Genomic DNA, 24,715 nt, shown 5'->3' with positions numbered 1-24,715 from the left:
GGATGCCGTCGCCGTTCGATCAGTCCCCGTACCAGGTCCGACTCGACTGGGGGGTGTCAGGGCTCGCCCGCCTCGCCCCGGCCGACATGGTCGTGGTGATCGACGTCCTCCGGTTCTCCTCGACGGTCGTCGACGCGGTGGCCGCGGGAACGGACGTCGACCTCTCGACAGCCCTCGGATGGTCGCGGAACGGGGCGGCGGTGGCCGATGCCGCCGCCTCGACCGGGGCCACCGTCCTGCTGGGCGCGATCCGCAACGCCGGTGCCGTGGCCAGGGCCGTGCAGATCGAGCAGGAGCGCCGGCAGGGCCGCACCTCGGTGGCACTCATCCCGGCGGGGGAGCTCGACGCCGCGGGGGAGCTGCGCGTCGCGGTGGAGGACCAGCTCGGGGCCGGCGCGATCGCCGCGGCTCTGACCGATCTCGGCATCGACCACACGGCGCCGGACGCGGCCGTGGCAGCGGAGGGCTTCCGTGCCCTGCGGCGCGCGGTGAAGCACCTGATCGGGGCGACGGGTTCCGGACGCGAGCTGCAGGCCGGCGTCCCGGCCACCGATCGGATCCGGGCCGCCGGACTGGAGCCGACCAGCACCGCCGACGCGGCCGTCCTCGATGCCGCGGACACCGTCCCCGTCCTGCGCGACGGGCGGTTCACGCGCTACGAGTGAGCGCGCCTTCCGCGTAGGGTCGAGGAATGAGGTTCCTCCCCGCTCTCCTCGTCGACGCCGTCCTCGTCCTCGTCTTCGCCGCCATCGGCCGGGCCTCCCACCAGGAGGACCCGGCGGGGTTCCTTCTCACGGCCTGGCCCTTCCTCGTCGCCCTGCTGCTCGGGCACGCTGTCGCGGCGCTGCTCCCCGGGCGCCCGCGTCGGCCGTGGTCGCTGCCGTGGGGCGCGGTGGTCTGGGCGGTGACGGTCGTCGGCGGCATGCTGCTGCGGCTGCTCAGCGGAGACACCGCGGAGCTGCCCTTCATCATCGTGGCGACGCTCGTGCTCGGCGTGTTCCTGCTCGGCTGGCGTGGGCTCACCGCGCTCGTCCGTCGCCGACGCGTGACCGCGGCGGCTGCGACGGGGGAGGACTCCGCCGTGCCCGCTCCGGAGGCCGCACCGGTCGCCGAAGAGGTGGCGCCGGATGATGAGGCGCACACGCCCGATGAGGAGAACCGATCCGCCTCCGATGAGCAGGCCCGTCCCGGCGGCCCGTCGGCCTGACACGGCTCCGCTCGCGCCGCTCCGGCAGGACTCAGCGCGGCGCCTGCGCCGCGAGCCGGGCGTCGGTGGTGATCTCACGACGCGTCCAGGCGAACAGATGTTGCGCGTCGAATGTGCGGGAGCACCGGGCGCAGGACGTGGCTCGCGTCGGGCGCCGGTGGCGGTACGTGACGTGTCCGGCCGGGCATCGCCCCACCCAGGGGGCGAGCTCGACCGCGGTCTCCCCGTGATGCGTCGTACCGCCGACGTAGCCCAGGTCGCGCGCCACGCGCTTCCACGCCGGACCGTGCGCCGCCTTGTGCCCGGCGAGCGCGTGCGCGACCTCGTGCAGCAGCACCTGATGGATGTCGTCGTCCTCGAAACGGGCGGCGAGGTACCGCGACACGGTGATGCGCTTGCGCGTGTAGTCGCACTGCCCGGCGCGACGCTTGGCATGGTCGAAGTCGAACGACCAGCTGTCGTCGAGATGCAACCGGATCAGTGCCTCGCCCCAGACGCGCACGCGGTCAAGTTCCGCCATGCGCTCAGGCTAAGGCATGCCGCGGACACTCAGGCGCATCGGCGTCAGCCCGCGACGAGCTGCGCCGGACGACGACGCTCCACGGCTTCGATGGCCAGCAGCACCGTCTCGAGCTCGCGGTCCTCGGCGCCGGACTCGCGCCGCAGGAACAGCGACTGCTTGAAGCTCTCCCGCGCGGTCTCGTAGTCTCCCGCATCGTAGGCGTTCTTGCCGTGGTGCTGGTAGGCGAACGCGGCGATCGACAGCCAACGCTGGCCCTCGGCCTCCGTGGCGCAGGTGGCCAGCTCCTGCTCGGCGGCGGCGTGGGCCCCGCGGTACTGCAGGATCGTGGCGTGGAGCACGCGGGCGCGGAGCACGTCCTTGCGCGTGCCGGCCATGCGGGCCTGCCGCACCGCCTCGTCGGCGAGGACGAGGGCGTCGTCGAGGCGACCGAGCACCTTCAGCAGCCACACGCGCTCGAGCAGGGCGGGAAGGCTCCGCTGCTCCTCGATCTCGTCCAGGCGGGCGGCGCACTCATCGAGGTCGACGCGTTCGCGGAGGCTCTCCTGGTCGTATCCCCGGATCAAACTCATTGCTCTCCTTCCGCGCGTCCCCGCGACTGTCCCCGTCCAGTCTGCCTGCCGCTTCCGCGCTCCTCGGGGCGGCGCGCCCGGTCAGCGCAGGAACAGCGACGCATCCGGGCGCGGGGAGGCGACCGCGTCGGCATCGGTGACGATGCGGGCCCCCTGGAGGAAGGCGCGGGCCTCGTCCCCCTGGGCGATCTTCGCGGGGTGCGGGCCGGCGGCCAGCATCCGTGGCAGCCACTCCGTCGGCAGCGGCGCGGCGGATGCCGCCACCACGAGATTGCCGAAGCGGCGGCCCTTGAGCACCTGGGTGTCGGCGAGGATGCCGATCTCCGGAAGGACCTCGGCGATCGTCGCGGCCTGTCGACGGGCGAACGAGAGACCGGGGCCGTCGGCGACGTTGACCAGCAGCACCCCGCCGGGCGCGAGCAGCGCGGCGAGCTCGCGGTAGAACTCCACGCTCGTGAGGTGGGCGGGGGTCTGCGCGCCCGAGTACACGTCGGAGACGACGAGATCGCAGGCGGCGTGCAGGGCGGCCGGGAGCTTGCGGACTCCCTCCCTGGCATCGCCGATGCGCAGGCGGATCGCCGCCCCCTTCGGCAGCGGGAGGTGCTCGCGGACGAGCTGGACGAGCGGGGCCTCCAGCTCGATGACCTGCTGACGGGACCCCGGCCGCGTCGCGTCGATGTAGCGGGGGATCGTCAGGGCGCCGGCGCCGAGGTGGACGGCGGTGAGCGGTCCGGGGCGGAGCTGGTCGATCACGGCGCCCATCCGCACGATGTACTCGAAGTGCAGGTGAGTGGGGTCGTCCAGATCGACGTGGGACTGCGGGGTCTCGTCGACCACGAGCTCGAAGCCGCTCGTGAACTCGGAGGGGACGATGCGGGCGATTCCGCCGTGGTCGAGACGGGTCTGCGGGTGCTCGGCATCCCGTGATCGCGTCCGTCCCATGTCGTCGAGCCTACGCCGCGCCCGCCTCGGGTCAGCGCTGGTTGCCCACCGCGCAGGTCTCCTGCTCGAGGGTCTGGCCCGAGACCTCCGGCGGGAGGGTCGCGCGGGCATCCGGCGTTGCGGTCGCCTCGGGACCGGGGTCCGACTCCGGGGCCGTGGGCGCCGTGGGAGCGGGGGTGACGAGCTCCACGCCGCGGTGCGTCGTCACGTCTCCGGTGAGCTGCAGCGGTTTGCCGGCCCTCACCGCATCCCAGAGCGCGGCGGCGGCGTCCTCGTCGGGCACGACCTTGTCGTCGTCGAACGGGTCGACGACGTTCGGATACTGCACGAAGGCGAAGTCGCCGAACCTCACGTCCTTGAGAGCGAGCGCGAGCTGCGCCAGCCGCAGCGGGTCGGCGAGCTCGTCGCTGGGGTCGATGTTGTCGGCGATGGCGTTCGTCAGCCGGAGCACCTTGGGGATGTCGGTCAGCGTCTCCTCGCTCAGCACCTTCTTGGCCAGTCGCGACATGTACTGCTGCTGATTGGAGATGCGGGCGAGGTCGCTCTCGTCCCCCACGCCGTGCCGGGTGCGGATGAACTGGAGCGCCTCCACGCCCGAGACCGTCCGCATGCCCGCCGGCCAGTCGATGCCCGTGTGGCGGTCGCGGATGCCGTCGCCGGCGATGCAGACCTCGACCCCGCCTATCGCATCGGTGACGGCCATGACGCCGTCGAAGCTGATCTTGGCGGCGAACTCCACGGGGATGTCACCCAGTTCGCTCACGGTCTTCGCGATACAGGAGAGGCCGGCGTGCTCGAACAGCGAGTTCATCGATGCCTTCTCCATCGCCGACGCGACGGAGCCGTCCTCGCGGGTGCATTCCGGCACGGGCACGCCGAGGTCGCGGGGGAGGGAGACGACGGTCACGTTCCGCGGGGCAGCGGAGACGTGCACGAGGAGGTTCACGTCGTTCCGACTGAGGCCGTCCGCCTCGGCGCAGCGCTCATCGAAGAGCGCGGTGGCCTTCGGGCCGCATTCGTCCGTGCCCACGATGAGGATGCTGAAGGCCTTGTCGTCGGGATACGCGCCGAGGGTGGGCGGGTCGACCTGCGGTGCACCCTCCAGGGTGACGGCCCCGTCGCCCACGCGGTTGAACACGTCCCAGACGAGGAACCCGGCGACCGCCGCGGTCGAGACCAGCACCACGGCGAGTCCGATCCCGAGCCCGCGGAGCACGCGGGACGCGCGTCCGCGTGCAGGGTGCGGGGCATGCCGGGGGAGTGGGCGGCGGTCGGCGTCAGATCCACGTCGGGGCATGCGGGGAGCCTACCCCGGAGGCCTGATGTTACGGCGGTGTGACGATTCTGGGAGGAACTTGCAGGGAATTAGTTAGTCGTGAATACTTTTTCCTATCCCCGGTACGCACCCGATGCACACCTGGACTTTCAAAGAGGAGATCCCCCCATGCACAAGCGCATTCTTCCGGCGGTGGCGCTCGGCGCCGTCGCCACGATCGCTCTGGCCGGCTGTGCCGGCGGCAGCGGTGACAACGGCTCGACCAACGGCGAGGGCCAGGAGCTGACCGTCTGGATCATGAAGGGGACCAACCCCGACGCGACCGCCTTCTACGACAAGGTCTCGGAGGCCTTCGAGGAGGAGACCGGTGCGAAGGTCACCATCGAGGAGATCCAGTGGGCCGACGCCCACGACCGCTTCGTGACCTCGATCGCCGGGAGCACGACCCCGGACATCGCCGAGACCGGCACCACCTGGACCGCGGAGTTCGCCGACGCCGGCGCGCTCCTCCCGCTCGACGAGTACGTCGACGCCGAGGACGGCCTCCGCGACGACCTCGTCGAGGGCCTCGCCGTCGCCGGCACCTACGAGGACGAGCTGTACGGCATGCCGTGGTACGCCGGCGTCCGCTCCATCGTCTACCGCACCGACGTGTTCGAGGAGCTCGGTCTCGAGGCTCCGAAGACCTGGGACGACATCGTCGCCGCGGGTGAGGCCATCAAGGCCGCCAAGCCCGACATGCTGCCCTTCCCCGTCGCGGGCGACGCCGAGTTCCAGGTCTACCCCTGGGTCTGGGGCGCCGGCGGCGAGATCGCCACGAAGGACGGCGACACCTGGACCAGCGAGCTCGACAGCGCCGAGTCGCAGGCCGGCATCGAGTTCTACACGGGTCTGGCCACCGAGCACGGCTTCTCGTCGGCCGGTGCGACCACGTGGAAGGAGACCGACCTCCGGGACGCCTTCACGCAGGGCAACGTCGCGATGATGCTCTCCGGCTCCTGGACGCCGAACGCCCTCATCGAGGCCAACCCCGAGCTCGAGGGCAAGATCGGCGCCGCCGTGATCCCCGGCCAGGACGGCGGCATCGCGCCCTCCGTGCTCGGCGGCTCGCACCTGTCGGTGTTCAACACCACGAAGAACGCCGACCTCGCGTGGGAGTTCGTCAAGCTCATGACCACCGGTGAGTTCGCCGAGCAGTGGTCCGACGAGACCGGCTACTTCCCTGGCGTCCAGTCCGCGATGGAGGAGGCCCTCGCCTCGACCGACCCGCTCGTCGCACCGTTCGCCGAGCAGATGGTCGACGGCGGCGCGTCCGTCCCGGTCACGCCGAACTTCGGCGCCGTGCAGGCGAAGAAGACCACCAACGCCATGATCCAGGCCATCCTCAGCGGGCAGAAGGACGTCGCGACCGCGACGAAGGACGCCGCTGCCGAGATGACCGAACTGCTCAACCAGTAAGGAACCATTCCTTCCATGTCGATGGTGCAAGCGCCACTGCCGGCCACGAAGGTGGAGCCCTCCTCCGCCTCCGTGGCCGGCGGCCGGAAGCGTCGGGGTCTCTCGATCGTCACGGCCCGCCCCTGGCTCCTCCTCGCCCCCGGGCTGATCATCCTCGCGGGGCTGATGCTCTGGCCGCTCGTGCAGGTGTTCCTCTACTCGCTGCAGGACTACGGTCTGCGCGAGATCAACACCGGTGAGAGCAACTGGATCGGGCTGGACAACTACGCCGAGGCGCTCACCAATCCGACCCTGTGGACGGTGGTGCTCCCCAACACGGTCGGCTTCGCGGCCGTCGCGGTGTTCACCACCGTCGCACTCGGAACCCTCGTGGCGCTGCTGCTGGCGCGGCTGGGCACCGTGTGGCGCACCATCGTCTCCAGCTGCATCATGGTCGCGTGGGCGATGCCCGCCGTGACCGGCACGTACGTCTGGACCTTCATCTTCGATGCCGACCGCGGCATCTTCAACAGCGTCCTGCAGGACCTCGGCCTCATCGACGGTCAGGTCAACTGGTTCACTAACCAGTGGTCGTTCTACGCGATCGTGCTGCTGAACGTCGTCCACCACGGCTTCCCGTTCGTGGCCATCACCGTGCTCGCCGGCCTCCTGGGCGTCTCGAAGGAGATGCTCGAGGCCGCGGCGCTCGACGGGGCCGGCGCGTGGCGCCGCTTCTGGAAGATCATCTTCCCGACGCTCAAGCCCGTCTTCTCCGTCGTCATCATCCTGTCGACGATCTGGGACTTCAAGGTCTTCGCGCAGGTCTACCTCATGCCCGGCGGCAGCGGCGGCAACCGTCAGGTGCTCAACCTCGGCGTGTGGTCGTACGTGGAGTCGTTCGGTCAGAACCGCTACGGGTTCGGCGCCGCGCTGGCGGTGCTGCTGACCCTCGTGCTGATCGGCATCACGATCGTCTACATCCGCTCCCTCATGAAGGAGGACGAGCTGTGAACCCCCGCCCCAGGCTCCGGTCGCGCATCGGACTCGGCATCGGCGTCGCCGCCGTCCTCATCTTCACGCTGTTCCCCGTCTACTGGATGGTCTCCAGCGCGTTCGACGGCAAGGCCTCCAGCGGTGGGCAGTCGCTCCTCCCGCAGGAGTTCACGTGGGACAACTTCGCCTTCGTGCTCACCGAGGGCGGCTTCGGCACCTACCTGCGCAACTCCGCCATCGTGGCCCTCGTCACGGTGCTCGTCAGCGCGATCGTCTGCCTGCTCGCGGCGGTCGCCGTGGCGCGGTTCCGCTTCAAGTTCCGCACCACGGTCCTGATGATGATCCTCGTGGTGCAGATGGTGCCGCTCGAGGCCCTGGTCATCCCGCTGTTCCTCCAGGTGAAGAGCCTCGGCCTGCTGAACAGCATCATCGGCCTCATGGTGGTCTACGTGGCGCTGTCGCTCGCGTTCGGCATCTGGATGCTGCGCGGCTTCGTCGCCGCCGTCCCGGTCGAGCTCGAGGAGGCCGCCTACATCGACGGCGCGAGCTGGTGGCGGATGTTCCGCTCGATCCTGCTGCCCCTGGTGATGCCCGGCCTCGTCGCGACGAGCATCTTCAGCTTCATCACGGCGTGGAACGAGTTCATCTTCGCCATGACGATCCTCGGCGCGCAGACCGACCAGTACACGGTCTCGATCGGGCTCAAGTCGTTCTTCGGCCTGTACTCGAACGACTGGGGCAGCATCATGGCCGCCTCCACGATCATCACCGTGCCCGTCATGATCTTCTTCGTCATCGTGCAGCGCCGGCTCTCCGCCGGCATGGTCGCGGGAGCGGTGAAGGGATGACCGACGAGCTCGAGCGCCTCGCGAACGGCGTGCTCTGGCCCGGGTTCCTCGGCACCACGGCGCCCGCCTGGCTCGTGGAGGAGCTGCGCGACGGCCTGGCCGGAGTCGTGTACTTCGGACAGAACGTGGGAGAGGGACTGCCCGCGCTGAGTGCGCAGATCCTCGACGCGAACCCGGACGCCCTGATCGGCGTGGACGAGGAGGGCGGCAGCGTCACGCGGCTGGAGTCCGGGAGCGGCTCGACCCTTCCCGGCGCCGCGCAGCTCGGTGCTCTCGACGACGTGGTCGCGTCGGAGCGGACCGGAGCGGAGCTCGCCCGTCGCGTGCGCGCCGTCGGTGCGAACGTGGTGCTCGGTCCGGTCGCCGACGTCAACACCGACCCGCGCAACCCCGTCATCGGCGTGCGCTCGTTCGGATCCGACGAGGCGCTGGTGACGCGCCACGTCGTCGCCACGGTCGACGGCATCCAGGACGGCGGCGTCGCCGCGTGCGTCAAGCACTTCCCCGGTCACGGCGACACCCACCTCGACTCGCATCACGCGCTTCCCGAGATCGCGCTCGACGTGGCCGAGTACGAACGCGTGCACCTCGAGCCGTTCCGGGCGGCCGTCGAGGCGGGCGTCGACGCGATCATGACCGCGCACATCGTCGTCCCGGCGTGGGGCGCGCAGCCGGCGACCCTCAACCCGCGTGTGCTCGGCATGCTGCGGGAGTGGGGCTTCCGGGGCGTCATCATCACCGATGCGCTGGACATGGCCGCGATCCGCGAGACCGTCGGGCTGGGAGGAGGCGCCGCCCTCGCTCTGGCCGCCGGCGCCGACCTCCTGTGCATCGGAAACCCGACCAACCCCGGCGACGCCGCCCTTCCCGACCAGGACCGCCGCGACTTCCTCGCCGCCCGCGACGGGATCGTGGCCGCGCTGCGTGACGGCTCGCTCTCCCGGGAGCGCGTCGAGGAGGCCGCCGCGCGGGTGTCGGCCCTCGCCACCCGGCTGCGCACGAGCGATGCCTCGGACGAGGAGATCGCCGCGTTCGACGCCGCCGAGATCGTCCGTCGGTCCGTGTCGCTGACCGGCGTCGCACCCGAGGCCGCCGACGCCCTGGCGGTGATCGACGCCCGACGTCGCTCGACGCTCGCGGTGGACAGCGCCGCCTCCTACGTGGCCGAAGCGCTCGCGGGAGACGGCGTCCGGGTGCGGCTCGACGTGGCCGCGCGCACCGTGGACGAGCAGGACGCCGTGATCGACGAGGTCGCCGCGGCGACCGGCACGACGGTCGTCCTCGTGGACCGGCCGGATGCGGAGCCGGCGCAGCGCGCACTCATCGAGCGGACCGCGCTCCGGGATCCGGGAGCGGTCGTGGTGAACGTCGGCCTGCACGTACAGGAGCCGCTGCCGCTGCCCACCATCGAGGTCGGTGCCGCCAGCCGGCTCGGCGCTCAGACCGCGCGGGACGCGCTCCTCGGCCGCTTCGTGCCCCGACAGAGGACGACCGCCGCCGGTTGAGACGGGATCAGCGCATGGACGACGACGTTCTGGCCGTGGTGCGGCGCTCCCTCCCCAAGCTCAGCGCGGCGGAGGGACGCGTCGCCGAGAGGATCCTCGGGGACCCCACCCTCGTGGTGGACCTCGCGATCAACGACCTCGCGCAGCTCTGCCAGACCTCGCTCTCGACCGTCGCCCGGTTCGCGCAGTCGTTGGGCTACAGCGGCTATCGGGAACTCCGGGTGGCCGTCGCCCGCGCGGTCACCCTCGCACAGGCGCAGCAGGCCCGCTTCGGACTCGATTCCACGGCTATCGACCGGGACGACGGGCCGGCCGCGATCGCCGCGAAGCTCGCCGCGCAGGAGATCGACGCGATCGAGAAGACGGCACGGGCCCTGGACGCGGACGCCCTCGACCGGGTCGCGCGGGCGGTGGTCGTCGCCCGGCACATCGACCTGTTCGGGCAGGCGGCGTCGTCGCTGACCGCCCAGGATCTCCAGCTCAAGCTGTCCCGAATCGGCTGCTCGGTGACCCACTCGGCCGATCCGCACCTCGCGATCACCGCGGCCTCGTTGCGGTCGTCCGCCGACGTGGCGATCGCCTTCTCACACGGCGGCGAGACGGCCGAGACGGTCCGCGCCCTGGAGGTCGCGCGGGCCACGGGTGCACTCGCGGTGGCGGTGACGAGCGCTGCGGACTCCCCGCTCGCGGCCATCGCCGACGTCGTGCTCCTCAGCCAGGCCCAGGAGTCGCCGTTCCGGATGGCCGCCATGTCGAGCCGCATCGCGCAGCTCGCGCTCATCGATGTGCTCTTCGTGCGGATCGTGCAGCACCGGGGCGAGCACGTCGCGGTGTCGCTGCAGCGCACGCACGACGCGGTCCCGCCGCGGCGTGGACGTCACGCGGACTGAGGTCGCCCGGTCAGTCGACGTGGTCCCGCGTGCTGGTGATCGCGCGCGTCGCGATGCGGTGGGCGCGGGCCAGGCTCCCACCCAGGGTCAGACCGGTCAGGACGCCCGCGAGGAAGCCCGCGGCGAACGCGTCGCCCGCTCCGATCGTCTCCACGACCGGTACGTCGAGGGCGTCGCTGGCCGCGCGCTCCGCGCCGTCGAACGCGACGGCACCGGCGGGGTGAGTCACGACCAGGTACCGCGGCTCGGGGAACAGCGTCCGCAGGTCGTCCGGCGCGCTCGTCCCGAACACGGCCTCGGCATCCGGCCGGGTGCAGAAGACGATGTCGGCGCGGTGGGCGAGGTCGGTGAGCAGGGCACGCCCCTCGTCCTCCCGCCCCCGCCACAGCGCGGGGCGCCAGTTGAGATCGAAGCTGACGAGGCGGCCGGGTCGGGGCGCCGCCACCAGGGCCTCCTGGGCGGCGCGTGCGGACGGAGAGAGCGCCGGCGTGATGCCGGAGGTGTGCACGAGGGCTGCCGCGGCGAGCAGCTCCGTCGCCACCGGCGACTCCAGCGAACCCGGTGACAGCGCCGCCGCGGCCGACCCCGCACGGTAATAGTGCATGGTCCCGTCCACGGCGCCGTCCGTCCGCGGCGAGAGCTCCTTGACGTAGAGCCCCGTCGGCGCGACCGGGTCGACCTCGACGGCGCGGTCGTCGACCCCGTGCGCACGGAGCTCGGCGGTGAGGAACCGTCCGAACCCGTCGTCCCCGACGCGGGACACGACCGCGGTCCGGATGCCGGCGGAGGCGAGTGCGATCGCGGTGTTCCACTCCGCTCCGGCGAGGGAGCGGTGGAACGTGCGGCAGGTCTCGAGCGGCCCGGCGGTGGCGGAGACGAGGGCGACCAGGCCCTCGCCCAGGCACACGACGAGGGGAGTGGTGTCCGGCACGTTCTGGACATTACCGGATCGACGGCGGCCCCGCGTCGATACCGGATCGCAACATCGGACTCTTGGCATCCGCCGGGCCGCTGGGTACCTTCGAGGAATCACCGTCTCCGCGGCGACGATGCCCGGAGACGCGCAAGGAAGCGCCCGACAGGGAAGGTCATACACACATGCACCAGTCAGCCATGCCTCGGCGAGGACTCGCCGCCGTCACCGGAGCGACCATCGCCGCTCTCGCACTCGCCGGATGCGTCGCCAGCGAGCGCGGGGACAACGGGTCGGAAGGATCGGGTGACGTCGACGGCACCTTCGTCTTCGCCGCCTCCTCGGATCCCGCGAGCCTCGACCCGGCGTTCGCGCAGGACGGCGAGACCTTCCGCGTCTCCCGCCAGATCTTCGAGGGTCTGGTGGGCACGGAACCCGGCACGGCCGACCCGGCACCGCTGCTGGCGGAGTCGTGGGAGTCGTCCGAGGACGGCATGTCCCACACCTTCGCGCTGAAGGAGGGTGTGACCTTCCAGGACGGCACCCCGTTCAACGCCGAGGCCGTCTGTGCCAACTTCGACCGCTGGTACAACTGGACCGGTCTCGCCGCCTCCGAGGCCTTCGGGTACTACTACAACAAGCTCTTCAAGGGCTACGCCTCCAACCCGGAGGACGCGGTCTACAAGTCGTGCACGCCGGACGGCGACAACTCCGTCACCATCGAGCTGAACAAGCCGTTCGCCGGCTTCATCGCCTCGCTGTCGCTGCCGGCCTTCGGCATGCAGAGCCCCTCGGCGATGCAGGAGTTCGGCGCCGACGAGGTCGGCGGCACCGCCGAGGCCCCGCAGCTCTCCGAGTACGCCATGGGACACCCGGTCGGCACCGGCCCCTACCAGTTCGAGGAGTGGGCACCGGGCGAGCAGGTCACGCTCAAGGCCTACGACGACTACTGGGGCGAGGCCGGCCAGATCGACGAGATCATCTTCCGCACCATCGACGACCCGACGGCCCGTCGCCAGGCGCTCGAGTCGGGTTCCATCGACGGCTACGACCTCGTGGGCCCCGCCGACACGAAGGCGCTGGAGGAGGATGACTTCACCATGGTGTCGCGTCCCCCGTTCACGATCCTCTACCTCGCCTTCAACCAGGCGATCCCGGAGCTGCAGGACCCGAAGGTGCGTGAGGCGCTGTCCTACGCGATCGACAAGGACGCCCTCATCAGCCAGGTCCTCCCGGAGGGCACCGAGAAGGCGACGCAGTTCGTCCCGCCGGTGGTCAACGGCTACAACGACGAGGTCACGACCTACGACTACGACCCGGAGAAGGCCAAGGAGCTCCTCGCGGAGGCGGGCTACGACGAGGCGAACCCGCTGGCGCTGGACTTCAACTACCCGGTCAACGTCTCGCGTCCGTACATGCCGGACCCCGAGCAGATCTACACCGTCCTGTCGTCGCAGCTCTCCGAGGTCGGCGTGGAGACCACCCCGGTCTCCGAGGAGTGGGTCGAGTACCTCGACCGCACCACCGGCACCGCCGACCACGGCATCCACCTGCTCGGCTGGACCGGCGACTACAACGACACCGACAACTTCGTCGGCGTCTTCTTCGGCCAGAAGAGCTCCGAGTGGGGCTTCGACAACCCGGAGCTGTTCCAGGCGCTGACCGAGGCGCGCGGGGTCTCCAACCTCGACGACCAGACGGCGCTGTACGAGGACATCAACGAGATGGTCGCGGAGTTCATCCCCGGCGTCCCGCTCGCGCACCCGGCGCCGACGCTCGCCTTCGACCCGCGCGTCGAGAGCTACCCCGCCAGCCCGGTGAACGACGAGGTCTTCACGGACATCGTCCTCACGAAGTAGGCCTGACTTTTGATATGCCGAGCCCCGGTTCCGCTCCTGCGGAACCGGGGCACGGCGTACCTTCTGATCGACGGAGAACTCTGTGCTGCGCACCATCGGCAGGCGACTGCTGTTCCTCATCCCCACCCTGTTCGGGCTCAGCATCCTGCTGTTCGCCTGGGTCAGGGCCCTCCCCGGCGGCCCCGCGGTCGCCCTCCTCGGCGAGAAGGCCACCCCGGAGGCCATCGCCAGGGTCAACGAGCTCTACGGCTTCAACAAGCCCCTCATCGAGCAGTACTTCATCTGGGTCACCCGGCTGCTGCAGGGCGACTTCGGTACGTCCATCCAGACCAACCGGCCGGTCACGGAGGAGTTCCTCCGCCGATTCCCCGCGACGATCGAGCTGAGCGTCGCGGCGCTCATCTTCGCCATCGGGGTCGGCATCCCGCTCGGATACTGGGCGGCCCGTCGCCACGGAAAGTTCACCGATCACGCGTCGGTCGTGCTGAGCCTCATCGGCATCACGATCCCGGTGTTCTTCCTCGCCTTCATCCTCAAGTACGTCTTCGCCGTGCAGCTGGGCTGGCTGCCCTCGGACGGTCGGCAGGATCCACGGATCGATGCGACCCATCCCACGGGCTTCTACGTCTGGGACGGCATCATCACGGGGGAGTTCGACGCCGCATGGGATGCGATCCTCCACCTGATCCTCCCGGCGCTCGCCCTCGGCACCATCCCGCTCGCGATCATCGTCCGCATCACCAGGGCGAGCGTGCTGGAGGTGCAGAACGCCGACTACGTGCGGACGGGGCGGGCGAAGGGCGTGGGCTCCGCCACCCTGCGCAGCCGGTTCATCCTCCGGAACGCCATGCTCCCGGTCATCACGACGATCGGTCTGCAGACGGGACTGCTCATCTCGGGGGCGGTGCTCACCGAGACGGTGTTCGCCTTCCCCGGCATCGGGTCGTTCCTCGCGCGGGCGATCTTCACGCGCGACTTCCCGGTGCTGCAGGGGTTCATCATCTTCATCGCGATCGCCTACGCCCTCATCAACCTGGCCGTGGACGTGTCGTACAGCTTCATCGATCCGAGAGTGAGAGTGCAGTGATGTCCTCCTCCCTCATCCGAAAGGAGGCGCTCGCATGAGCATCGCCCTCCCACCCGCACAGGGCCCGTCCGCCGAGAGCGGCGGGAGCATCGACACCGTCGCGATCGCCCAGGCCGACCTCAAGGACGGCGGCGGCGGCTTCTGGCGCGACGTCTTCCGCCGGCTCCGGCGCAACCCGACGGCGTGGATCGGCGCCGTCATCGTGCTCCTCTTCCTGCTCGTCGCGGTGCTCGCGCCGGTCCTCGCTCCGTACCCCGAGACCGCGCTCCCTGGGGCGAAGGAGATCACGCCCACGCACATCCCCGGCCCGGGGGAGCTGCCGCAGTTCCCGCTCGGTCTGGACCGGTTCGGCGGCGACGTGCTGTCGAAGCTCATCTGGGGCGCGCAGGCGTCGCTGCTGATCGGCGTCGTCTCCACCGCGATGGGTCTCGTCGGCGGCATGATCCTCGGACTCCTCGCCGGCACGTTCGGCGGCTGGGTCGACACGGTCATCATGCGCGTCGTCGACATCATCCTGTCGGTGCCGAACCTGCTGCTGGCGGTGTCGATCGCCGCGATCCTCGGACAGACGCCGTACGCCGTGATGATCGCCATCGGGGCCTCCCAGGTGCCGATCTTCGCGCGCCTGCTGCGGGCGTCCATGCTCCAGCAGCGCTCCAGCGACTATGTGCTGTCGGCGCAGACACTCGGCCTCGGCCGCGGCCGGATCACGATGTCGCACGTCCTCCCGAACGCCATCGGTCCGGTCATCGTGCAGGGCACCCTGACCCTCGCGACCGCGGTCATCGACGCGGCAGCGCTGTCGTTCCTCGGTCTCGGCGGCGGCGGGCCCGCGACCGCCGAGTGGGGCCGCATGCTCACGTACGCACAGGCCGAGCTGGCGATCGCCCCGTGGCTGGCGTTCCTCCCCGGCATCTGCATCGCCGTCACCGCGCTGGGCTTCACCCTGCTCGGCGAGGCGCTGCGTGAGGCCATGGACCCGAGGACGAGGGCACGATGAACATCCATGACGAGGGCGCCGTGCGCGCCGCGAAGGAGAACGGCATGGCGGACGAGCCCCTGCTGTCGGTCGAGGGCCTGGCGGTGGACTTCGCCACCATGGACGGCGTCGTGCACGCCGTCGAGGGCGTCGACCTCGAGATCCGCCCCGGGGAGACGGTGGCGATCGTCGGCGAGTCCGGTTCCGGCAAGTCGACCACCGCGATGGCGATCATCGGTCTGCTCGCGGGCGGGGGGAAGGTGGCCGCCGGCAGCATCAGACTCGACGGGCGGGAGATCTCCCGCGCCTCCGAGAACGAGTTGCGGTCGATCCGCGGACGGGACATCGGCCTCGTGCCGCAGGACCCCATGTCCAACCTCAACCCGGTCGCGAAGATCGGCACCCAGGTCGCCGAGACGCTGCTCGCCCACGGCCTCGCCACCCGGCAGAACGTGCAGTCCAAGGTCGTCGAGGCGCTCACCGCCGCCGGCCTCCCGGATCCGGAGAGCCGTGCGAAGCAGTACCCGCACGAGTTCTCCGGCGGCATGCGGCAGCGGGCGCTCATCGCGATCGGGCTGGCGTGCAAGCCGCGGCTGCTCATCGCGGACGAGCCCACCAGCGCCCTGGACGTGACCGTGCAGCAGACCATCCTCGACCAGATCGGCGAGATGACCAGGGAGCTCGGCACCGCCGTGCTCCTCATCACGCACGACCTCGGGCTCGCCGCCGAGCGGGCCGAGCGGGTGATCGTGATGCACCGCGGCAAGGTCGTCGAGCAGGGTCCCGCGCGGCAGATCCTCGAGGATCCGCAGCACCCGTACACCCAGTCGCTCGTGAAGGCCGCGCCGTCGGTCGCGGTGGCACGGCTGCGCCCGGAAGCCTTCGTGCAGGGCGCTTCGACAGGCTCAGCGACCCAGGAGGAGGCTGGCTCAGCGACCCAGGAGGGCGCTCCGACAGGCTCAGCGACCCAGGAGGGCGCTTCGACAGGCTCAGCGACCCTGGAGAAGGCTGGGTCCCTGAGCTCGTCGAAGGGCAACATCGTCGAGATCGAGAACCTCACGAAGGTGTACCCCGTGCGCGGCAAGCACGAGGACTTCGTCGCGGTCGACGGCGTCTCGCTCGCGATCCCGCGCGGCGAGACCGTCGCGATCGTGGGGGAGTCGGGGTCGGGCAAGACCACGACCGCGCGCATGCTCCTCAAGGTGATCGAGCCCACGAGCGGCCTCATCCGCTACGAGGGCAAGGACATCTCGACCCTGAGCCGCGCGGAGACGAAGGACTTCCGGCAGCGGGTGCAGCCCATCTTCCAGGATCCGTACTCCAGCCTGAACCCCATGTTCACGATCGAGCGGCTGATCGCGGAGCCGCTGGAGTTCTACAAGCGGGGGAGCGGAGCAGACCGGCGCAAGCGCGTGCGGCAGCTCCTGGACGACGTCGCGCTGCCGCAGTCGATGCTGCGGCGCTACCCGTCCGAGCTCTCCGGCGGGCAGCGTCAGCGTGTGGCGATCGCGCGGGCGCTGGCCCTGTCGCCTGACCTCATCGTGTGCGACGAGCCCGTGTCGGCGCTCGACGTGCTCGTGCAGGATCAGATCCTGCGGCTGCTGGGCGACCTGCAGCGCGAGTACGGGCTGAGCTACCTGTTCATCTCGCACGACCTCGCGGTGGTGCGGCTCATCAGCGACTACGTGTGCGTGATGAAGGACGGGAAGCTCGTGGAGGCCGCGACGTCGGAGGAGATCTTCACCAACCCTCGCGACCCCTACACGCGCCGCCTCCTCGCCTCGATCCCCGGCAACGAGCTCAACATCGCGTCCTGACCCGAGACCCCGGTTTCGCGTCGAAACCCCGCCCTGCCCCCGCGGCGAGGGCGGGGTTTCGACGCGAAGGCGGGGTCTCGGCCGTCCCATTACCGCAGCGAGGAAGATTGGTCAAGGATTGCGCTTGCCATGTCGTGAGATCGCGTCTATAGTTGGTAGTTGCGCTCGCTTCTCCCTGCCCTCATATGGTGGTCGGCATCTCGTGAGCTTCTGAGCGCACTCCACCTGACGACAAAGGAATCGAGAAGCCCTGCGGGGCTCACGGAGGTTATTCCCTTGGCTGCTGCTCCCAACGCATCCACATCCACCACCACCAAGAACGGACGCGGAGCTTCCCGTCTCTCGTTCGCCAAGATCTCCGACACGCTGACGGTCCCGGACCTTCTCGCCCTGCAGACCGAGTCCTTCGGTTGGCTGGTCGGCAACGACGCCTGGAAGGCGCGCGTGGCCGAGGCCAAGGCCGCCGGTCGCACCGACGTGAACGAGAACAGCGGTCTGGGCGAGATCTTCGAGGAGATCTCCCCGATCGAGGACCTCGGCGAGACGATGCAGCTGTCGTTCACGAACCCGTACCTCGAGCCCGAGAAGTACTCCATCGAGGAGTGCAAGGAGCGCGGCAAGACGTACGCGGCCCCGCTCTACGTCGAGGCCGAGTTCATGAACCACCTCACGGGTGAGATCAAGACTCAGACGGTCTTCATGGGCGACTTCCCGCTGCAGACCGACAAGGGCACGTTCATCATCAACGGCTCCGAGCGCGTCGTCGTCTCGCAGCTCGTGCGCTCGCCGGGTGTCTACTTCGACAAGACCCCCGACAAGACGTCCGACAAGGACATCGTGTCGGCGCGCGTCATTCCGAGCCGCGGCGCGTGGCTCGAGTTCGAGATCGACAAGCGCGACCAGGTCGGCGTCCGCGTCGACCGCAAGCGCAAGCAGTCCGTCACGGTCTTCCTCAAGGCGCTGGGCATGACCAGCGAGGAGATCCTCGCGGAGTTCGCCGGCTACACCTCGATCGAGGAGACGCTCGCGAAGGACACCATCGTCACCAAGGAAGACGCGCTGCGCGACATCTACCGCAAGCTGCGTCCGGGCGAGCAGGTCGCCGCCGAGGCCGCCCGCGCGCTGCTCGACAACTTCTACTTCAACCCGAAGCGCTACGACCTCGCCAAGGTCGGCCGGTACAAGATCAACCACAAGCTGGGTCTCGACACCCCGCTGACGGAGTCGGTGCTGACGGTGCAGGACATCGTCGCCACCATCAAGTACCTCGTGCGTCTGCACGCGGGCACCGAGGAGACCTTCGAGGGCATCCGCGGCGGCAAGAAGACCGAGATCCGTCTCGCGACCGACGACATCGACAACTTCGGCAACCGTCGTATCCGCGCGGTCGGCGAGCTGATCCAGAACCAGGTCCGCACCGGTCTGTCCCGCATGGAGCGCGTCGTCCGCGAGCGCATGACCACGCAGGACATCGAGGCCATCACGCCGCAGACCCTGATCAACGTGCGTCCCGTCGTCGCCGCGATCAAGGAGTTCTTCGGAACCTCGCAGCTGTCGCAGTTCATGGACCAGAACAACCCGCTCGCGGGTCTGACCAACAAGCGTCGTCTGTCGGCTCTGGGCCCCGGTGGTCTGAGCCGCGACCGCGCCGGCGTCGAGGTCCGTGACGTCCACCCCTCGCACTACGGCCGCATGTGCCCGATCGAGACCCCGGAAGGCCCGAACATCGGCCTGATCGGTGCGCTCGCGACCTTCGCGCGCATCAACTCGTTCGGCTTCATCGAGACCCCGTACCGCAAGGTCGTCGACGGTGTCGTGACCGACCAGATCGACTACCTGACCGCCTCCGAGGAGGTCGACTACAACATCGCGCAGGCCAACGCGCCGCTCGATGCGAAGGGTCGCTTCCGCGAGAGCCACGTGCTCGCGCGCCCGAAGGGCGGCAGCGGTGAGGTCGACCTGTTCCTCCCGGAGGAGATCGGCTACATCGACGTCTCGCCGCGCCAGATGGTGTCGGTCGCGACCTCGCTCGTGCCCTTCCTCGAGCACGACGACGCGCAGCGCGCGCTCATGGGCGCCAACATGCAGCGTCAGGCCGTGCCGCTGCTCCGCAGCGACTCGCCGCTCGTCGGAACCGGTATGGAGGGCTACACCGCCATCGACGCCGGTGACGTGATCACCGCCGAGAAGGCCGGTGTCGTCTCCGAGGTCTCCGCGGACCGCGTCGTGGTCATGCTCGACGAGGGCGGCACGCAGGAGTACCACCTGCGCAAGTTCGACCGCTCGAACCAGGGCACCTCCTACAACCAGAAGGTCGTCGTCAACGCCGGTGAGCGCGTCGAGGTCGGAGAGGTCATCGCCGATGGCCCCGCCACCGAGAACGGCGAGCTGGCCCTCGGAAAGAACCTCCTCGTCGCGTTCATGACGTGGGAGGGCTACAACTTCGAGGACGCCATCATCCTGAGCCAGGACCTGGTGAAGGACGACACCCTCTCCTCGATCCACATCGAGGAGTACGAGGTCGACGCCCGCGACACGAAGCTCGGCAAGGAGGAGATCACCCGTGACCTCCCCAACGTCAGCCCGGAGCTGCTGAAGGACCTCGACGAGCGCGGCATCATCCGCATCGGCGCCGAGGTCCGCCCCGGCGACATCCTCGTCGGCAAGGTCACGCCGAAGGGCGAGACCGAGCTGTCGGCCGAGGAGCGCCTGCTCCGCGCGATCTTCAACGAGAAGAGCCGCGAGGTCCGCGACACGTCCCTGAAGGTGCCGCACGGCGAGCAGGGCACGATCATCGCGGTCAAGGAGTTCAACGCCGAGGACGGTGACGACGAGCTCGGCTCCGGCGTCAACCGCCGCGTCGTGGTCTACATCGCCCAGAAGCGCAAGATCACCGAGGGTGACAAGCTCGCCGGCCGCCACGGCAACAAGGGTGTCATCGCGAAGATCCTCCCCATCGAGGACATGCCGTTCCTCTCGGACGGCACGCCGGTCGACATCGTCCTCAACCCGCTCGGCATCCCGGGTCGAATGAACTTCGGCCAGGTGCTCGAGACCCACCTCGGGTGGATCGCGAAGCAGGGCTGGAAGGTCGAGGGCACCCCGGAGTGGGCCGCCAAGCTGCCGCAGCAGGCCTTCGAGGCCGCGCCCGGCACCAAGGTCGCCACCCCGGTGTTCGACGGTGCCAGCGAGGAGGAGATCTCCGGTCTGCTCGACTCGACGCTCCCGACCCGTGACGGCCTGCGCCTGATCGACTCGAGCGGCAAGACGCAGCTGTTCGATGGCCGCTCCGGCGAGCCGTTCCCGGCGCCGATCTCCGTGGGCTATATGTACATCCTGAAGCTCCACCACCTGGTGGACGACAAGATCCACGCCCGCTCCACCGGTCCGTACTCGATGATCACCCAGCAGCCGCTCGGTGGTAAGGCGCAGTTCGGTGGACAGCGCTTCGGTGAGATGGAGGTGTGGGCCCTCGAGGCCTACGGTGCGGCGTACGCCCTCCAGGAGCTCCTCACGATCAAGTCCGACGACATCCTCGGCCGCGTCAAGGTGTACGAGGCGATCGTCAAGGGCGAGAACATCCAGGAGCCCGGCATCCCCGAGTCGTTCAAGGTGCTCATGAAGGAGATGCAGTCGCTCTGCCTGAACGTCGAGGTCCTCTCGGCCGACGGCACGCTGGTCAACCTCCGCGACACCGACGACGAGGCGTTCCGCGCCGCAGAGGAACTCGGTATCAACATCTCCAGCCGCTTCGAGGCCGCCTCGATCGACGAGATCTAACCCTTCGACGGGCTCAGGGACCCAGGTTCCTGGGATCAGGACCCACCGGGTCGCTGAGCCCGTCGAAGCCCAGACTTCTCAAAAAGAATTTCCGACACAGGAGAACTAGTGCTCGAGTCCACAACTTTCGATGAGCTTCGCATCGGCCTGGCGACCGCAGACCACATCCGCGCGTGGTCCTACGGCGAGGTCAAGAAGCCCGAAACCATCAACTACCGCACCCTCAAGCCGGAGAAGGACGGTCTCTTCGGAGAGCAGATCTTCGGCCCGTCCCGTGACTGGGAGTGCGCCTGCGGCAAGTACAAGCGCGTCCGCTTCAAGGGCATCGTCTGCGAGCGCTGCGGCGTGGAGGTCACCAAGAGCTCCGTCCGTCGTGAGCGCATGGGTCACATCGAGCTCGCCGCTCCCGTCACCCACATCTGGTACTTCAAGGGCGTGCCCTCGCGCCTCGGCTACCTGCTGGACATGGCGCCGAAGGACCTCGAGAAGGTCATCTACTTCGCCGCGTACATGGTCATCTCGGTCGACGAGGATGCCCGTCACCGCGACCTGGGCACCCAGGAGAACAACATCCGTCTCGAGCTGAAGACGCTCGGCGACCGCCGCGACTCGAAGATCGCGGAGCGCCTGGCGAAGCTGGAGGAGGAGCTCGCGGCCCTCGAGGCCGAGGGTGCCAAGGCCGACGCCAAGAAGAAGGTCAAGGACGCCGCCGAGAAGGAGATGTCGCTCATCCGCAAGGGTGCCGACGAGGCGATCCTGAAGCTGGAGCGCGTGTGGGAGGACTTCCGCACGCTCGAGGTCGGTGCCCTGCGCCCGGAGGACGACGTCTTCCACGAGCTGCAGGACCGCTTCGGCCAGTACTTCGAGGCATACATGGGTGCCGAGGCGATCCAGCGTCGCCTGGCCGCTTTCGACCTGGCCGCCGAGGCCGAGAACCTGCGTCTGCAGATCTCGGAGGGCAAGGGCCAGCGCAAGATCCGTGCGATCAAGCGCCTCAAGGTCGTCAGCTCGTTCCTCGAGACCGGCATGAGCCCGGCCGCGATGGTTCTCGACGTCGTCCCGGTCATCCCGCCGGAGCTGCGTCCGATGGTCCAGCTCGACGGTGGCCGCTTCGCGACCTCCGACCTGAACGACCTGTACCGCCGCGTGATCAACCGCAACAACCGTCTCCGTCGCCTGATCGACCTCGGTGCCCCCGAGATCATCGTCAACAACGAGAAGCGGATGCTGCAGGAGGCCGTCGACGCCCTGTTCGACAACGGCCGCCGCGGTCGCCCCGTCACCGGTACCGGCAACCGCGCCCTGAAGTCCCTGAGCGACATGCTCAAGGGAAAGCAGGGTCGCTTCCGCCAGAACCTGCTCGGCAAGCGCGTCGACTACTCGGGCCGTTCGGTCATCGTCGTCGGCCCGCAGCTGAAGCTGCACCAGTGCGGTCTGCCCAAGCAGATGGCGCTCGAGCTCTTCAAGCCGTTCGTCATCAAGCGCCTGATCGACCTCGGTCACTCGCAGAACATCAAGGCCGCGAAGCGCGCCGTCGAGCGCACCCGTCCCGAGGTCTGGGACGTGCTCGAGGAGATCATCCGCGAGCGTCCGGTGCTGCTGAACCGTGCACCCACCCTGCACCGTCTCGGCATCCAGGCGTTCGAGCCGCAGCTCGTCGAGGGCAAGGCCATCCAGCTGCACCCGCTCGTCTGCGCGGCGTTCAACGCCGACTTCGACGGTGACCAGATGGCCGTGCACCTGCCGCTGTCGGTCGAGGCTCAGGCCGAGGCCCGCGTGCTGATGCTCGCGTCGAACAACATCCTGAAGCCGTCGGACGGCCGTCCGGTGACCCTGCCCTCGCAGGACATGATCATCGGTCTGCACCACCTGACGACGGTCAAGGCCGGCGCCAAGGGCGAGGGTCGTGCGTTCGGCTCCGTCGGCGAGGCACAGCTCGCGTACGACGAGGGCACGCTCGACCTGCAGGCGAAGGTCCGCATCCGCATCCCGGGTCTGGCCTTCCTCGAGGGCGAGGCTCCCGAGGGCTACGAGAAGCACGGCCTGGTCGACGCTTCGCTGGGTCAGGCGATCTTCAACGACGCGCTCCCGAAGGGCTACCCCTTCGTGCGCGAGCAGGCCGACAAGGGCAAGCTGTCGCAGATCGTCAACAAGCTGGCCGAGGAGTACCCCAAGGTCGAGACGGCCGCCACGCTGGACCGCATCAAGGACGCCGGTTTCTACTGGGCGACCCGTTCGGGTGTGACCGTCGCGCTGAGCGACATCCTCACCCCGCCGAACAAGGCGGAGATCGTCGCGGGCTACGAGAAGCAGGCCGCGAAGGTCCAGTCCCAGTACGAGAAGGGCCTCACGACCGACGCCGAGCGTCGTCAGGAGCTCATCAAGATCTGGACCGAGGCGACCGACGAGGTGCAGGCCGCGATGAAGGCGCACTTCCCGGAGGACAACACCATCAACCGCATGGTGTCCTCCGGCGCCCGTGGTAACTGGCTGCAGATCCGGAACATCGCCGGTATGCGTGGTCTGGTGAACAACCCCAAGGGTGAGATCATCCCGCGTCCGATCATCTCCTCGTACCGCGAGGGTCTGTCGGTGGCGGAGTACTTCATCGCGACGCACGGTACCCGTAAGGGTCTGGCCGACACCGCTCTACGTACCGCCGACTCGGGTTACCTGACCCGTCGTCTGGTGGACGTCTCGCAGGACGTCATCATCCGCGAAGAGGACTGCGGCACGTCGAAGGGCCTCGAGCTCCCGATCGCCGCTCCGAACTCGCAGGGTGAGCTGGTGCGCGACGCGAACGTCGAGAACTCGGTGTTCGCCCGCACGCTGGCCTCCGACGTGGTGAGCGAGTCGGGCGAGGTTCTCGCTTCGGCCGGCGACGACGTGGGCGACGTGCTCATCGACAAGCTCGTCGGACTCGGTGTCGAGACCATCAAGGTCCGTTCGGTCCTGACGTGCGACTCCGCCGTCGGTGTGTGCGCGCAGTGCTACGGCCGTTCGCTCGCGACCGGCAAGACCGTCGACATCGGCGAGGCCGTCGGCATCATCGCGGCCCAGTCGATCGGTGAGCCCGGTACCCAGCTGACGATGCGTACCTTCCACACCGGTGGTTCGGCGTCGGCGGATGACATCACGCAGGGTCTGCCCCGTGTGCAGGAGCTGTTCGAGGCGCGTACCCCCAAGGGTGCATCGCCGATCGCGGAGGCCGACGGCCGCATCACGATCGACGAGACCGAGAAGGCCAAGAAGGTCATCCTGACGCCCGACAACGGCGACGAGCCCGTCGTCTACCCGGTGCTGAAGCGTGCCACCCTCCTCGTCGAGGACGGCCAGCACGTCTCGGTCGGTCAGCCCCTGCAGGTCGGCACGCTCGACCCCAAGGAGGTCATGCGCGTCATGGGTGCCCGCGAGGTGCAGAAGTACCTCGTCGGCGGCGTCCAGGGCGTCTACCGCTCGCAGGGTGTGCCGATCCACGACAAGCACATCGAGGTCATCGTCCGTCAGATGCTCCGCAAGGTCACCGTCGTCGATCACGCCGACACGACCCTGCTGCCGGGTGAGATGGTCGACCTGAAGCGCTACCAGCAGATCAACCGCGAGGCCGTGGCCGAGGGCAAGCGCCCCGCGTCCGGTCGCCCGGAGCTGATGGGTATCACGAAGGCGTCGCTCGCGACCGAGTCGTGGCTGTCCGCTGCGTCCTTCCAGGAGACGACCCGCGTGCTCACGCAGGCCGCCATGGAGGGCAAGCGCGACCCGCTGGTCGGTCTCAAGGAGAACGTCATCATCGGAAAGCTCATCCCCGCCGGAACCGGTCTCTCGAAGTACCGCGACGTCACGGTCGAGGCCACCGAGGAAGCCAAGAGCGAGCGCTACCCGAACCGGATCTTCGCATCCGACGGTGCGTACGCGGACGGCGACTTCGGCTACGTCGACTTCGACGCGTTCTCGACGGACGACATCACCCCCGGTACCTACAACTGAGGTGTGAGTGAGTGAACGAAGGCCCCGGGGTTCTCCCCGGGGCCTTCGTCGTCCCTCGGTCCGTTCGGGTGTGCACAACTCAGGAGATACCGGGACGGCAGGCCGC

General features: G+C 69.1%; 18 protein-coding genes. 13 read left to right on the top strand and 5 right to left on the bottom strand.

Going from position 1 to position 24,715, the window contains the following annotated elements; genetic code table 11:
• Positions 1-2 precede the first annotated feature (2 nt).
• Together AB1285_RS11680 and AB1285_RS11675 are read left to right on the top strand one after the other, a co-directional pair.
• A complete protein-coding gene (locus AB1285_RS11680) occupies positions 3-665 on the top strand; it encodes a 2-phosphosulfolactate phosphatase (protein WP_370428331.1) in 663 nt (220 codons plus the stop codon).
• Positions 666-691: 26 nt separating this feature from the next.
• On the top strand, positions 692-1,207 hold the full coding sequence (locus AB1285_RS11675; RefSeq protein WP_366236332.1) for a DUF3054 domain-containing protein: 516 nt from the start codon (positions 692-694) through the stop codon (positions 1,205-1,207).
• Positions 1,208-1,238: 31 nt separating this feature from the next.
• Here AB1285_RS11675 and AB1285_RS11670 read toward each other — a convergent pair whose 3' ends face one another.
• The 4 genes from AB1285_RS11670 to AB1285_RS11655 all read right to left on the bottom strand — a co-directional run bounded on the left by AB1285_RS11670 (position 1,239) and on the right by AB1285_RS11655 (position 4,538).
• Positions 1,239-1,727: a SprT-like domain-containing protein gene (locus AB1285_RS11670; RefSeq protein WP_187663348.1), complete on the bottom strand. Its 489-nt coding sequence runs from the start codon at positions 1,725-1,727 to the stop codon at positions 1,239-1,241.
• Between the two features lie 44 nt (positions 1,728-1,771).
• Entirely contained in the window at positions 1,772-2,299 is a 528-nt protein-coding gene (locus AB1285_RS11665; protein ID WP_187663349.1) for a hypothetical protein, read from the bottom strand.
• Between the two features lie 81 nt (positions 2,300-2,380).
• A complete protein-coding gene (locus AB1285_RS11660; RefSeq protein ID WP_370428330.1) occupies positions 2,381-3,241 on the bottom strand; it encodes a spermidine synthase in 861 nt (286 codons plus the stop codon).
• A gap of 31 nt (positions 3,242-3,272) precedes the next feature.
• Complete coding sequence (locus tag AB1285_RS11655) at positions 3,273-4,538, bottom strand: LCP family protein (RefSeq protein ID WP_187663351.1); 1,266 nt, start codon at positions 4,536-4,538, stop codon at positions 3,273-3,275.
• 147 nt (positions 4,539-4,685) lie between these two features.
• Here AB1285_RS11655 and AB1285_RS11650 point away from each other — a divergent pair, with 147 nt between their 5' ends.
• Genes AB1285_RS11650 through AB1285_RS11630 form a run of 5 tightly spaced genes read left to right on the top strand, consistent with a single transcriptional unit; the run spans position 4,686 to position 10,190 of the window.
• Positions 4,686-5,975: a sugar ABC transporter substrate-binding protein gene (locus AB1285_RS11650; RefSeq protein ID WP_259952977.1), complete on the top strand. Its 1,290-nt coding sequence runs from the start codon at positions 4,686-4,688 to the stop codon at positions 5,973-5,975.
• A 15-nt stretch (positions 5,976-5,990) separates the two neighbouring features.
• Entirely contained in the window at positions 5,991-6,965 is a 975-nt protein-coding gene (locus AB1285_RS11645; protein WP_370428329.1) for a carbohydrate ABC transporter permease, read from the top strand.
• Positions 6,962-7,795 (top strand): carbohydrate ABC transporter permease, encoded by an 834-nt coding sequence (locus AB1285_RS11640; protein ID WP_187663354.1) that lies wholly within the window; start codon positions 6,962-6,964, stop codon positions 7,793-7,795. Before AB1285_RS11645 ends, AB1285_RS11640 begins: the two co-directional genes overlap by 4 nt.
• On the top strand, positions 7,792-9,300 hold the full coding sequence (locus tag AB1285_RS11635; protein WP_259952979.1) for a glycoside hydrolase family 3 protein: 1,509 nt from the start codon (positions 7,792-7,794) through the stop codon (positions 9,298-9,300). Before AB1285_RS11640 ends, AB1285_RS11635 begins: the two co-directional genes overlap by 4 nt.
• A gap of 14 nt (positions 9,301-9,314) precedes the next feature.
• Positions 9,315-10,190: a MurR/RpiR family transcriptional regulator gene (locus AB1285_RS11630; RefSeq protein WP_259952981.1), complete on the top strand. Its 876-nt coding sequence runs from the start codon at positions 9,315-9,317 to the stop codon at positions 10,188-10,190.
• Positions 10,191-10,200: 10 nt separating this feature from the next.
• Here the strand turns inward: AB1285_RS11630 and AB1285_RS11625 are convergent, their stop codons facing one another.
• Entirely contained in the window at positions 10,201-11,121 is a 921-nt protein-coding gene (locus AB1285_RS11625; protein WP_187663357.1) for a sugar kinase, read from the bottom strand.
• A 167-nt stretch (positions 11,122-11,288) separates the two neighbouring features.
• Between AB1285_RS11625 and AB1285_RS11620 the strand changes: the two genes are divergently transcribed.
• From AB1285_RS11620 to rpoC, 6 genes are all read left to right on the top strand, one after another.
• Positions 11,289-12,962 carry an ABC transporter substrate-binding protein gene (locus tag AB1285_RS11620; RefSeq protein ID WP_187663358.1) on the top strand — a complete coding sequence of 558 codons (1,674 nt, stop codon included), beginning with the start codon at positions 11,289-11,291 and terminating at the stop codon, positions 12,960-12,962.
• 82 nt (positions 12,963-13,044) lie between these two features.
• Entirely contained in the window at positions 13,045-14,049 is a 1,005-nt protein-coding gene (locus AB1285_RS11615; protein ID WP_060922593.1) for an ABC transporter permease, read from the top strand.
• Between the two features lie 34 nt (positions 14,050-14,083).
• Positions 14,084-15,049, top strand: a complete 966-nt coding sequence (locus tag AB1285_RS11610) for an ABC transporter permease (protein ID WP_259952983.1) — start codon at positions 14,084-14,086, stop codon at positions 15,047-15,049.
• Positions 15,046-16,845, top strand: a complete 1,800-nt coding sequence (locus AB1285_RS11605; RefSeq protein WP_370428328.1) for an ABC transporter ATP-binding protein — start codon at positions 15,046-15,048, stop codon at positions 16,843-16,845. Before AB1285_RS11610 ends, AB1285_RS11605 begins: the two co-directional genes overlap by 4 nt.
• A gap of 276 nt (positions 16,846-17,121) precedes the next feature.
• The gene (locus tag AB1285_RS11600) at positions 17,122-20,625 is read left to right on the top strand and encodes a DNA-directed RNA polymerase subunit beta (protein WP_259952987.1); all 3,504 of its coding nucleotides are present in this window, start codon (positions 17,122-17,124) and stop codon (positions 20,623-20,625) included.
• Positions 20,626-20,733: 108 nt separating this feature from the next.
• On the top strand, positions 20,734-24,609 hold the full coding sequence (gene rpoC, locus AB1285_RS11595) for a DNA-directed RNA polymerase subunit beta' (RefSeq protein ID WP_187663361.1): 3,876 nt from the start codon (positions 20,734-20,736) through the stop codon (positions 24,607-24,609).
• Positions 24,610-24,715: the final 106 nt, after the last annotated feature.

The sequence above is a fragment of the Microbacterium sp. NRRL B-14842 genome (genome assembly GCF_050470785.1).
The sequence above is the reverse complement of the archived record's forward strand: the minus strand, read 5'-3'. Positions and strand labels throughout refer to the sequence as shown.